The sequence below is a fragment of the Candidatus Liberibacter sp. genome, from assembly GCF_014048425.1.
GTDB lineage: Bacteria > Pseudomonadota > Alphaproteobacteria > Rhizobiales > Rhizobiaceae > Liberibacter.
Genome location: NZ_JACETX010000025.1, coordinates 1 through 13,392, shown reverse-complemented (window position 1 = coordinate 13,392; position 13,392 = coordinate 1). Strand labels below are relative to the sequence as shown.

Here is a 13,392-nt window from a genome sequence, read left to right as displayed (position 1 = left end):
GATGACTTTGCATAAGTCTGAAATGATAGAGTTGCGTCCTTCAGGATCTGGGCGTGTCCGTCTTGTATTCCTTTCTCCGACTCGAGGTTTGATTGGATATCAGTCACAGTTGATGACTGATACGCGTGGTACGGCTACCATGAATCGCTTGTTTCACTCATATCAACCATATAAAGGGGAGATGGGAGGACGTGTTAATGGTGTTTTGCTATCAAATGAATCAGGTCAAGCGGTGGCATATGCTTTGTTTAATTTGGAAGATCGTGGTTCCATGATCGTTGAGCCCGGTGATAAGGTATACAAAGGTATGCTAGTTGGAATCCATTCTCGAGAAAATGATCTTGAGGTCAATGTCATTAAGGGAAAGAAATTAACCAATATGCGGGCTTCAGGCAAAGACGAGGCTGTAAAATTAGTGCCAGCCATTAAAATGACATTGGAACAGGCTTTGTCGTGGATACAAGGTGATGAATTAGTAGAGGTAACACCAAAATCTATTCGTTTAAGGAAAATGTATCTAGATTCGAATGAACGTAAGAGACAAGGAAAAATGAAAGATTTTGCTTGATTTTATCCTATCAGACATGTCGTTTTAAACATTTATGAGGAGGTTTATTCTTCGTATAATCTTATGTTGGATTGTTTTTCTTGCGTTTCATTTTAATTTAAAAAGAGATTGTAGTATTCGTTATATGGGATCTTAATGGGAAAATAATTGCGAATGATATTTTTTATTTCCCTTATTCCTTGTTGTCGTGTTGTGAGTTGACGATTTTTTAGAGAGGGTTTTATGAGGTTAAATGAGATAAATATTGGTGAAAAACCACCGGAAGATGTAAATGTTTTTGTCGAAATTCCGCTTGGTGGACATCCTGTAAAATATGAGATGGATAAGAAGAGCGGTGTTCTCATAGTGGATCGCTTTATTTCTACTTCTATGCTTTATCCGGGAAATTATGGTTTTATTCCGCATACTCTTTCTGATGATGGAGATCCAATTGACGTTTTGATCTATAATACGGAACCTTTATTGCCGGGTTCTGTCATTAGTGTCCGTCCTATCGGAGTTATGACGATGGAAGATGATGGAGGGAAAGATGAAAAAATACTAGCTGTACCTTCGAGATGTTTAACTAATTGCTATGATTCAGTGCAGAGCTATAAAGATATTTCGGATTCTTATTTGCGAAAAGTAGAGCATTTTTTTAAACATTATAAAGATCTTGAGTCAGGGAAATGGGTTAAATTAGGCATTTGGAAGGGGACTCAGAGTGCTCACGAAATAATTATAGCGGCTATAGAGAGGGCCTCTCATAGACAATAAATTTCTACTATCCTGTATTTTTTAGGATATCCTTTATTTTTTTAAGAGCGTTTGCGTATTCTTCGTCGATATTGACCTTCTTTAAGGGGGAAGATTGCCCCGCAAGGATTTTAATAGAAGATTTTTTGAGGCATAAGCTTTTAGAGAGAAGATTTATCATCGCCTTATTTGCTTTTCCTCTCTGTGGGGGGGCGCATACTTTTATTTTAATATATATGCTGCCGTTTTGTAGGGTTTCGAGTGATTCTATCCTATTATGCTTTGCATTTGGGGAAAGGCGAATGATAACTTGCACAGAACGGACATTCTTTCCTTGCAGAAAATTTCTATTATCGGATTATATGTGATAGATAAGACGTAATAAGCAAAAGAATTGCTGGGGAAATATCTATTTCTCCAAGATTAGGGAGGATCTTGCGGATTGGTCTCAACAATGGCTCTGTAGCATTATAGAGAAATTGTCCGATAAATATTACAAATGAGTTAGATGTGTTAATTATTCTAAAATTATAGAGGAACGAAAATACTACGCTTATGATAAGTAGTCTTGTGTATAAGTTCAAAATCAGGTGAATGGTTTCTAAAATATAACTCATGTTACTTCCCATTTAAATTTACAGAAAATATTGCATAACTATGATTGCTTTAGCAAGGGATCGGATTGGTTTTGTAAAAAAAATTGTATAATAAACGATGGAGGATGAAGAATCCTGGTGCTAATGGATATTATTAAGCAAAATCTTCAAAGATATTTCAACAAATTAGGGGAAAAACCATCACAACAAAAATTAAGCACCATGTTAATTGCAAGACAATATTAGGATAAAACCGATAAGATAAAAATCAATTTGAAATTAAATTTTTTTCATGAATTTGAGTGGTTTAATCCAAATTCATAGAGAAAGACCTTGATCTAGATATAAGTGATATAAACAATAAATATCAATGACTTATATGAAGGCGAAACCAAACATAGAATCCGTTGTTTTAATAGGTTAGGAAATTTTCGATCTTAACTTTTATACACGATATGCTATTATTTTAGCCGTAGGCATCACCATTATAATTTTACCCTTTCATGATAAAATCAAAAAAATCTGAAGTAGCAATGAAATCATTATGATCTATGAGATTAAATCCCAATCTTCTAACTATAGAAACAATTGCAGTTTTTATTTTTTCTTTTCCAGTAAAACGCTTTTTGAATTTTTACAGGCACCTAAACATCAAAGAAACTTAGGTTTTTCGCATAATCATTAAGAACAGCAAAAAACTATTACTATAGATATAGTTAATAATTACAAGAAAAATCAACAACTTAATCCAAGGAGCGATAAAAAGAAGAAACGGTGATTTCAATAAGTTATAAAACTGATTGTTTTACCTTTTGTCTTATATTTTAGATGTTATCTGCGATCATTTTTGTGGTATGATTAAGCTGGCTTTTAGCATCAACTGCTTGTGTATACAATTTAGCCATAGCTAGTTTTAGCCGCTCGTAATTTGGTGCTTTTCATCTGCATTCAAGAGACTATGGCTTGTATTTTTAGGCTTCTGGTACACGGATAATATTGCTAGAAAAAAGCGATCTTAAAGGTTAGGGATTGGATAGGAGAAAATATGCCGTAAAATATACAATGTCTTATTCAGGATTGGAGGATATTAAGGCTTTGTTTTTAGAAGGATATTCGTTTTTTTTATGACAAATACAAAGATATCCCAAATACATAAAATAAATATATTGATTATTGGGACAACAAAAGAGAGACAAACAGCTTGCCACCACGGCAACTTCCAAATTTGAATTGCTCCTATAATCCCTAGAATTGATGCAATAAAAGGAAATAATCGTAATAGAAACAATGCGACCAAACAGCATAAGAAGTGATAAAAACCCGATGCGTATTTTATGTAGGCTGTTAAAAAGCACAATACAAATCCTGATTATATCAAGCTTAGTAGCATGAAGATGATTGGAGGTAATGCTTTCATATTCATAATTTTCGAGACCATTTGTTGAAATGATTTTTCCACTTTGTCTTTTACTTCAACAAAGCTTTTCTCTATGTCTTCTGCTCAGCAATTAAGTGCTAAATCTATTGTTTTTAAACCATCGCTCTTTCGCTTTAAGTTGTATTATGTAGTGGTTAAATATTAAGATTACAAACGCTTAATCTACATAATCTCTAGTTGATACTTATAAAAAGGCAAGACTCAATAAATAAAAATATAAAACAAAAACAATAACTTATTTTTTAAAATTAATCTAGATAGTGAGGATAATATGTACAATACATTAGGATGTAGTGCTTTTAAAAAACAGTCATTGGCATCTTGTATATCATATTTTATCTTCTCACATGTACAATTTGATCACTCCTTTTGGGAAGCAGTGGCACAAATTGGTTTTTCAAAATAAGAAAGTTAAAGGTGGTGAGTTCGATGACATCATTCAACAAAGAATTAACGTGTGGCTGTATGACATATCTACCAAAAACCAGGTAGTTATATTCAAATACTTTATGGAATATATATTTTTGGTTTTAGATGTATTCTTTTGGATTAAACGAGGGTTTGGGTTAGTAAGATAGTAAAAAGTTTTGCAGACGAGGTTTTTTATTATTCATTTAAATATGAGTATTGCTAATTGAATAATGACAAGTAAAATGGCAGAACTTAATAGGATAAATTTGGTAATTTGTATTTCTTGTGTGATTCTTTCTAGATTCCTATTAGTTTTATTAAATTTTTCTTCAACATGCTCTTCTAATGCTTGTATAGAAGTAAAATTTCGCGTATTTCCAGTTTTCAACATGGAATAGACGGTGCTAGCATCATTTAACTCAGTGTAAATATCAGCCCGCAATTCTCGGACATCAATTTTTATGTCCCTCAAATCATTTTTTATACATTCCGAATCGCTGTTAATACTGGAATTTGAGGTTTTCAAAGGCTTTCTTCTTTTTATAGGTCGTTGACTATCTTTCAATTTCGGAATTTCAGGTAAATCCATCATATAATCCCATGCCAAATGCTTTGTCTCTGATTCCCTAATGTATAACATAAAAGAGAAAGGTGGGATATATTTGTTCTACAGGATGTATCAATTAAGATTTTGATTATGCATTCAATTTCTATCTGGGATGTATTCCTTTGGATTTAATAGGAAAAATTTTTATGAAAGATCTATTTTAAGATCTTTTAGAAAAGTATCTTGAGGATTTCTTTAAATTCATAAGAGATGGTTTTATTTCAATATTATTTTCAGTTATTTGTGGTAATTTATTGTATAATTTAAAATATTCATGATTCTATATTTATGAAAGATATATTTTAAGTATCTCCATATCTCTCCAATAAATTTTAATATCATTTCTTTATATTTCAGTAAGTTTTTTTAACGAATAATATAGAAAAGTATTAGTATTTTTTGGCATTTAATAACCAAAAATTGACTCTAGTAATCTTAGAAAAGGTGTTTTTCTTAAAAATACATTATAAATTAATGAAAATAGTTAGATTAATATTAAAGCATTAATCTTTATGTGATGAGAATAGGTATGATATGGGGACAAAATAAGATATAAGATGTCTAAACATTATATTTCTGTATTTAATAGGCATCGTGAGGTGTGTATTCATCTTGCGTAGTAGGATGAATACATTTTTGATCGCTGAGAAAAGAAATTCTCTCCGGATATGTTTGCGTATCTAAGGAAGGGAAAATTTATAGGTTTTTGCATGCAATTGTCGTGCGTGAGTTACTTTTTGTTTTGGGTGCAGATCTGGTTTTCTTTGCAAGGATAATTTTATGAACGATAAAGTTCGGATTAATGAGTCAACAAAAAAATATGTACTCAAGTGCCTTGAAGATATGCGGCGCAAACTTTTAGATCGGACGGTACGGAATAAGTTGTTGAGTTTTCCAATAGAGGGAAAACAGGGTTCATTACGAATCGTTGATATATCGCCTAACCGCCTATATCATGTTTTTCTCAAAGAGGAAGTTATGCAGTTTGCACCGCTTCCTATTCCTACCCAAAAGCAGCTTCGGGAAAATGGCTTTTCAAATGAAGGAAGTGTTCATCCTGTAGATGAAAATGAATGGGCTGATAGTTTAGGCTTTGATGAAAAATATGAATTACCCTTGGATGGGGGAATAGAGAATGGAGATCCAAGCTATTGCAAGCTTCGGAAAGTCAGAGAACTCATTGATCAAAATCTAAAAGATCAGGATTCCCTAATAGGTATGCATGAAGTTGGGAAGCAATTAAATCTCAGTTTACAGGAGTTAAGTTCCCTCGTTAAAAGTTATGATTATAAAGACATAGGTGAATTTGAGCGTGCCGCTAAAGACGGACAACCCTTAAAAACATGCAGTTTGCAGCAGCAGAAAACCTTAGAAGAAAATCAGATACAGACTCCGTATTTCTCTGATAGACTAGAAACCATTCTGCGATCAATGTACGATAAATCACAGAGTTCTATAAGAGAGGCAGGGACTTCTATACTTTATTTTGTTCTAGGTTTTCTAGAATGGTATGAAGCAGATGATTATGAAAAACCACGGTTTGCACCACTTTTTACGATTCCAGTATCTTTAGAAAGAGGTAAATCTGTCTCAAAATCGGGTCTTGGTCAGTATTATCTGCGCTATACAGGTGAGCCAATACGACCAAATCTTTCGTTAGAAGAAAGACTGCAAGATGATTTTGGGATTGTTTTTCCAGAACTTACAGAGGGCATGCTACCCGAAGATTACTTTTTTCAAGTTCAAAAGGTTATAGAAAAAAGCAAATCACATTGGACAGTTCGTCGTTATGGCATGTTGGGATTGCTTAATTTTAGCAAGATGTTGATGTGCCTTGATCTTGATCCTGCACGTTGGCCTGAAGGAAATGACAATATTCTTAATCATGAGATAGTCCAGCGCCTTTTTATAGCACAGTCTTCTGATAAGAAAACTGTGCTATCTGATCAGGATACGGAATATAAAATTGATGAGATAGATTCTATTCATCAGGATTTTCCATTGATAGATGATGCCGATAGCTCTCAGCATAGTGCTTTGATAGATGTAATTAACGGAAAGAATTTGGTTATTGAGGGTCCTCCTGGGACAGGAAAATCACAAACCATCACCAATCTTATTGCTGTTGCAATGGCACGTGGAAAGACAGTTCTTTTTTGCGCCCAGAAAATGGCGGCAATTGAAGTGGTAAAGCAGCGTTTAGAGAAAGCCGGACTGGGAGATTTCTGTTTGGAAATTCACAGTCACAAGATATATAAACGTTCTGTGTTGGATGATATTCGTAAGTGCATTGATAATCGGATCCCGCGAGGAGTTCCACAGGAATTTGATACAACAATTGCTCTTTATGAGGAGCAAAAAAGTGCATTAAATCACTATGCCCAAGAAATTAATCAGGTTTGGAAAAATACTGAACTGACGATACATCAGATTTTGATGGGATCTTCCCGATATCGTCGTGAGTTAGGATTGGATTCTGCGCAGTTGCAAATAGAGGGAATATCTGGAGAAGCCGCAGATAGTTTGTCGAGATCGCGTCTTGGAGATCGAGTTAAAGCTTTCAGAGATGCGGTTATAGATTTTCGCAAGCAAGCTGGGGAGAAAGTAGATCTTTCAGATCATCCTTGGTATGGTGTTAAGAATCCTGATATTCATGTATTCAATTATAACAAGGTTATTTCTTCTTTGAATCATTGGCAGTCTGCGCTTATTGAATGGCAGAAAGCTTGTGATGCCTTTTTGGATAAGTATGCTATTCGACAGAAAAATCAAAATTTTTTGCACTGGCAAGAACAGCTCGTTGGTACGGCTGAAAATATGCCTGTTTTACCTAAATTGGTTCATTTTGAAGCATTTAAAAAGATTGAGGATGGTTCAAGGTCATCTGTCCAGAAGTGGATGCAAGATTTCTCCTGTGTGCAAGATGAATTTTCTGGTGTAGCGGTCTATTTGCTACCAGCGAGGATTGAAGATTTACGGAATTGTAAAGATATACCGCTTTTCTGCAATATATGTGAAGAATTTGATATGAGTGATGATGTTTCTTTCGGGGAGATTAAAAACGTCATTTCCTCCTTGTCGGAAATGTCTTTATTATGCAAAAAATACTGGGAAAAGTTATCAGAGCTGATTCAATCTTTCCCTTTAACCTTTTCTAAAGGAATTTCCGCCAGGCGAAATGGTTTTCAAAATATTGTCACTCTACTGAATTTGGCGTCTGCATTGCCAGTAAAGTTATTGCGTTATCGGGATGATATCTTTGATAAAGATGGAATAGATATAGTATTAGGGGAGCTTTCTGAACGATTGGATTCCTTGAGGATTCTTCAGGATTCTTTGAAAGATATCTTTGATATTGATAAACTTCCCAACGCAAAAGTTTTACAAAGTCTTAGTAAAGAGCTTCGTTCTTCTGGATTGTTTGGTTCATTTAAAAATTCATGGAAAGAAGCGAAGAAATCTCTTCTGGATTTAGCAAAACATCCTGGGATCTCTTGGAAAAGACTTTATGCACAACTACCAAATGCTCGTCAGTTTGTTGTTGAGCGCGATAGTTTTGAGAAGAGGAATTTCAAGAACCTTTTAGGAGAAAATTACCAAGGGTTATCAACAGATGTTGTGACTTTGCAAAAACTAAGAGGCTGGTATCGCGAGGTTCGTCAAGTTTGGGGAAGAGGTTCTGGGCCAGATGTTGTTCTAGGAGATAGTCTTTTAATACTAGATAGCCAACTCTTTAAAGGTCTCCAAAAGCTTCAGCGTGAAGGGTTAAGCGAAAAGATTGTTACGATTCTAAATAAATTGTCAGATTTTGAAAAACTATTGCCTAAACAAAAGAACTTACAGGATTTTAATGCAGTTCTAGTTGGTGAAAACAATATTTTTGATTCTCTTTCTCAAAAGTTATCCCATACGTTTGAACCTTGGAAAAATTTATTTAAGGGAGATGATCTTCTTTTGAAGGAAGCCAAAGAGATAGGAGAGAGTTTACAGAGACTACAGAAAAGTAAGATTGTTTTGGATGAAGAATCATTGATTGGAGATTTATTTGGAAAAGATATTCCACTTAATATTTTTGATATCCAGAGCAAGGAATCCGAGAAATCTCTAGCCATCATTAAGGGTACTTTGGAATTTGTAGATTCTGTAAAAGAAAATATCCATCTTTCTGAATTAGTAACGGTTTGTAAAAATCTTGATAGTCATGATTCCTATCAGGTCTTTTTAAAAGACATTAAAAAATTAGAAAGTATTTGGGCAAAACATATTAAGAAAAAAGAAGATTTTTTAAAGATAACGCAGTTGGACATGGAAAAATGGACACTTCGTTGTGGTGATGACCTTGTGAAATTGATTGAACGCAATGCCACAGCTGTCGACAAGCCCCGTTTGTTGAACAGTTGGATAAGCTTGATGCATATGGTTCAAGATATGGAGGATAAAGGATTAAAATCTCTCCAAGAAGCTGTGTTTGATGCTAAACTTGATGTTGAGAAATTGGAATCTGCTTTACTATTAGCCATATATCACCAACTTGCACATGAAATTTTTACAGAAAAACCGCATTTGATGCATTTCTCGGGTATTCAACTTACTACAAAGCAGGAAAGATTTCGTGAATACGATGAAAAGTTAAAGCTCCTTCAGAGGCAACGTATTGCTAGCATAATTGATCATAAAGATATTGCCCAAGGTGTTTCGGGGGGAAGAAAGTCTGATTATACAGAGCTATCATTGATTCGAAGTGAATTAGGCAAAAAAGGAAGGAATATTCCTATTCGACAGTTGATTTCCCGAGCAAAAACTTCTCTTTTTCAGTTAAAGCCTTGCGTGATGATGAGTCCCATGTCTGTGGCTAATTACTTGGAGCCTGGAGATGTTATGTTTGATCTTGTTATTATGGATGAATCTTCTCAGATCAAACCAGAAGATGCTTTGGGTGTTATCGCTCGTGGAAAACAGATCGTGGTAGTGGGAGATCCAAAACAGCTCCCTCCTACTAGATTTTTTGATAATGATGGTTGTGATCGGGAAGATTCTGATGAAGTTGCAGCGGTAAGCCAGACTGATAGTATTCTGGATGCTTTATTGCCTTTGTTTTCGATGTGCCGTTTGCGTTGGCATTATCGTTCGCAACACGAAAATCTCATTGCGTATTCGAATCATCATTTTTACGATGACAATTTGATCGTTTTCCCTTCTCCTTATGCTGACGTGGAGAAATATGGCATTAGGTTTACTTATATAGAAAATGGTACGGTTGTAGATCAGTGTAATCCCGAAGAATCTCTGATTATAGCACGTGCTATAAAAGATCATGCCATGCAATATCCTGAAGAATCTTTAGGTGTTGTCGCAATGAATTCAAAACAGAGCGACCAAATTGAAAATGCACTCAATAAATTATGTCGTAAGGATAATGTTGCAGAGAAGGCAATTGATAAATTGCGTATGCACAGTGATCCTTTCTTTATTAAGAATCTGGAAAATGTTCAGGGAGATGAACGGGATGTCATCTTTATTTCGTTTACTTATGGGCCAAATGAGCCTAATGGACGTGTTTTTCAGCGTTTTGGTCCCATTAATTCGGATGTTGGATGGAGGCGTCTCAATGTGCTTTTCACGCGAGCTAGAAAACGCATAAATGTCTTTAGTTCTATACGTTATGAAGATATTTCAGTTGATAAGGATACAAAGCGTGGTATTCGGGTAATGCGTGACTTCCTGCGTTTCGCTGAGACAGGTTATATGATTGATTCTTCTGTCAACACAAAGAAGAATCAGCATAGCGATTTCGAAGTTTCTGTTATAGGTGAACTTCAAAAAGCTGGATTTAGTTGTGATTCTCATATAGGGGGTATGGGTTTTTCCCTTGATATAGCTGTACAGGATCCATCTAAGCCAGGACATTATTTAATGGGGATTGAATGTGATGGATCAGTCTATAATTCTGCTAAATCTGCGCGTGATAGAGATCGCTTGCGAAAAGAGGTTTTAGAGAGAATGGGCTGGAGTATTCGACGCATTTGGTCGATAGATTGGTTTAGAAATCCAGATGAAGTCATTGAGCCAATTATCCGTGACCTACGTAAAATGACGAGAAAAAGCAATTAATTGAGGGAGATTTATATCCCAAAAGTGATTGCAGTTTGAATTATTTTATTCCTAAAAGGTATGAGTATCTTCAGGAAATATCGTTTTAGACAAACTAGCAATCCATCATACATTCAACAATACGCTGATTATCACGAAAGAATCCTCATTTCTTGAGAAGTTCATCAACCGATAAGGAATAGGTTCAATGTATTGATGTCGGTTTTCCATGCGGATTTTATAGTAAGGATATCTTGATCGTAATATGAGATATACCTGATGTTGGGATATCTTCCGTTTTTTCTTTTTAGAATAAGCGTTATTGAAGTTAATTTTTTATAGTACTTAAACCAGATGTGCTACGGTTTTTCTTGGTTTTTATATTGATTGTTGCGAGTGTTGTCAGTTGTCAGTTGTCAGTTGTCAGTTGTCAGTTGTCAGTTGTCAGTTGTCAGTTGTCTTATAGCGGTTTGCTTTATTGATTATAAGTATAAGAAGATATAGATTTATTATAGTATATTTATGTTGATCTCCTAATGAAAACAATATGAAAACAATTTAAGGCACAAATAAACAAGAGTTAAGTATTGATCTTCTTTTCCTAAAGGAGGGTGATTGAGAAAGGCAAAAAATCTGAATTTGCACGTTTTCTTTCGGAGAGTATTTTTTTATAATTATATTAAGGGGAATAGGTATGTTGACCAGACTTCTTGTTTTTCAAAGGTATTTTTATTGGTTTCTTTTGGATATGAGATGTAAAAGCTTTTTTAGGGGAATTATAATATAATTCCCTTTTTTAGATCATTTACGAATGAAAAAAGGTTTTCTAACAATGAGGATTTTGTTATAATACTTAAAATTTTTTCCTTTTTGCGGATAAGGGTGTTATTTAATTGGGATAAGATGACATATACACGAGACCCATTTTTCTTTATAAGAAGGAGAATTCTTACTAGTGGTTTCCTGCATTTTAATTTTAGAAAGATCACTCAGAGTGACATGAATATTTTCAAAGGGATTCAATCACAGAAAGGTTGATTTAAATATTTTAACTGATTGATTTATATAATTGAATTATATTTTCAAAAATGGACTTATATCCAATGTACATATAATTGATATAGATGTGTCTTATAGGTTAGTGTTTTTATTTAAAAATATAGACTTTAGTATCGTGGAGATTTTTTACGAAAAATGCAAAGATATATGATGAGAAGTAGACTTGCATCTGTTATAAGTATGACTTTACTAGTTCTTTTCGGTTGTGATGCGAAGAAAGATAAGAATCAAGAAAACATTGTTCAGGATCAAGTTGCGCAGTCATTTGTGATCTCTGAAAAATCTATCTGGAAAAGTGATTCTTTTGCGAAAAATTGTTTTTCGAGTGGGGATCATGAATCCAATTGCCTTATTAATGAAATTAAAAAAACCGGAACTGCAGATGCATTGCGAGCGGCTGAATATTTATCGGCAAGAGGAGAGCTTGGTTATGTGGAATCTTATGAGAAAGAAGGCTCAGTAGGTATTGCGGGAATTGTCTATCCTTATAGGGCTAATACAAATCAAGTGACTTTATTGATTCCTTCTGTAGGATATCCTGTTATTGATGTTTATGACATTTCTGATGACGTTAATTTTGATCCGATTTGGCTTTCCTTTGCAAAGGAGAATCCTGATGTCAGTCCTCAGCCTCGGCCGATACTGAGTGAAAGAAAAAATACTGATGATGGCGTGGAGTTAATTTTTTCCTATCCTATTAGCAATTGCCGTGCTTGTAGTGCCATCGCATTCCTTCATATCAGCTATAGATTTTCTGCTAATGGCAAGTTTTTAGATAGTCGCGTTGTAAAATGTCTATAGGAGTTCGGAATGAAAGTCCTGCTATTTGCGGTTCGAGGGATGCCAACTTGCTATAGCTGGAATGAAAAATGTTTTATAGAAATATAGTTTTATAGGAATATAGAGTGTAAAATGATAAGGATATAAGAGAGGATTAGAGAAAATCTTTTAGGGATGATTTTTCAGAGTTTTATTTCAATATAGTTGAGCTTTCTAAGCCAGCAATTAATGCGACTTTGATAGCTCAATCTATCACGCAAAAGCTAGAGAAGCCTGCAGTTTTTTATTGTGCTATGAAACGTATGGGATGCAGTCCTGTTATGCGATTTGGAGTTGATGGGATCAAAACTATCTGTATAGCCGCCTTAATGGTTGGATCTCTCTCGTACCGCATTCTATTTTAAAGGGGGGAGACTTCCGAGAACCCTTCTTGTATTTTTAATAATCAAGCGATGTTGGACTAAGCCGATTTTGATTCTCCGTGTTCTTACAGTCAGGAATCCTATCATTTATCATGTATTTATCATTATAGATTTTAATGTCCCTAAATTTTTAAAGCTATTTCAATCTTTAGCCGAATATAAAAAGTTTTTTTAATAGGGATGAATTGAGACTGTGATCGATATTGCATGGTATTTTGTTTTTATTAATATAACGATTTGAAGTCTATTTATAAAGAGATCTTCTCATAGATCTGAAGAGCGATCTTGGGTTAATACAAGGAATAAAACATATTGCTTTATCTCATGCATTAAAGTAATGATCCCAAATCAAAGCGAAATGAAGACCTATTGCGGTTAAACATGTTGTTTTTAGGAAGAATATGAATGTTTGTTGCATGACACTTGTCTACCTCCTTAATAGACTCTACTAGGTTTAGATTTGCATTTCTATCAGTAGAATAAAATTCTTAAGATTTTTATATAAAAGATGAGAAAATATCATAGCAGTAGTAATGTGCGATAAAATTTTTGATACATGGAGGTGCAAATTGCGTTCGTAATATAGGTTAAAATGATTTATGGTTGCGAAAGCGGTATAAGCTAAACTAAGTGTTGTTTTTATTGCTATCCTTGGCATACAGTCTCCGCTCAATCTACATGGATGG

At 34.4% G+C, this 13,392-nt stretch carries 8 protein-coding genes and 1 pseudogene; 5 read left to right on the top strand and 4 right to left on the bottom strand.

The window, feature by feature from the left end; all coding sequences use genetic code 11:
- Window positions 1-568 (top strand): annotated as a pseudogene (locus H0G72_RS03775) (translational GTPase TypA); the annotation flags it as partial.
- A 222-nt stretch (window positions 569-790) separates the two neighbouring features.
- Window positions 791-1,324, top strand: coding sequence for an inorganic diphosphatase (gene ppa / locus H0G72_RS03770; RefSeq protein WP_182017453.1), 534 nt, complete (start codon window positions 791-793; stop codon window positions 1,322-1,324).
- A gap of 7 nt (window positions 1,325-1,331) precedes the next feature.
- Here the strand turns inward: ppa and H0G72_RS03765 are convergent, their stop codons facing one another.
- From H0G72_RS03765 to H0G72_RS03755, 3 genes are all read right to left on the bottom strand, one after another.
- Window positions 1,332-1,619 carry a DUF167 family protein gene (locus H0G72_RS03765; RefSeq protein ID WP_182017452.1) on the bottom strand — a complete coding sequence of 96 codons (288 nt, stop codon included), beginning with the start codon at window positions 1,617-1,619 and terminating at the stop codon, window positions 1,332-1,334.
- A 34-nt stretch (window positions 1,620-1,653) separates the two neighbouring features.
- Entirely contained in the window at window positions 1,654-1,920 is a 267-nt protein-coding gene (locus tag H0G72_RS03760) for a YggT family protein (RefSeq protein WP_182017451.1), read from the bottom strand.
- 2,027 nt (window positions 1,921-3,947) lie between these two features.
- Window positions 3,948-4,340, bottom strand: a complete 393-nt coding sequence (locus H0G72_RS03755; RefSeq protein WP_182017450.1) for a hypothetical protein — start codon at window positions 4,338-4,340, stop codon at window positions 3,948-3,950.
- A 795-nt stretch (window positions 4,341-5,135) separates the two neighbouring features.
- On the opposite strand from H0G72_RS03755, the gene hhe reads away from it, so the two are divergent.
- From hhe to H0G72_RS03740, 3 genes are all read left to right on the top strand, one after another.
- The gene (hhe, locus tag H0G72_RS03750) at window positions 5,136-10,466 is read left to right on the top strand and encodes a DUF4011 domain-containing anti-phage protein Hhe (protein ID WP_182017449.1); all 5,331 of its coding nucleotides are present in this window, start codon (window positions 5,136-5,138) and stop codon (window positions 10,464-10,466) included.
- A gap of 1,185 nt (window positions 10,467-11,651) precedes the next feature.
- Complete coding sequence (locus H0G72_RS03745) at window positions 11,652-12,305, top strand: hypothetical protein (protein WP_182017448.1); 654 nt, start codon at window positions 11,652-11,654, stop codon at window positions 12,303-12,305.
- Between the two features lie 215 nt (window positions 12,306-12,520).
- A complete protein-coding gene (locus tag H0G72_RS03740) occupies window positions 12,521-12,688 on the top strand; it encodes a hypothetical protein (RefSeq protein WP_182017447.1) in 168 nt (55 codons plus the stop codon).
- Window positions 12,689-13,160: 472 nt separating this feature from the next.
- Here H0G72_RS03740 and H0G72_RS06135 read toward each other — a convergent pair.
- Window positions 13,161-13,392, bottom strand: a 232-nt coding sequence (locus H0G72_RS06135; protein ID WP_220456103.1) for a hypothetical protein, incomplete at its 5' end; no start/stop codon positions are given.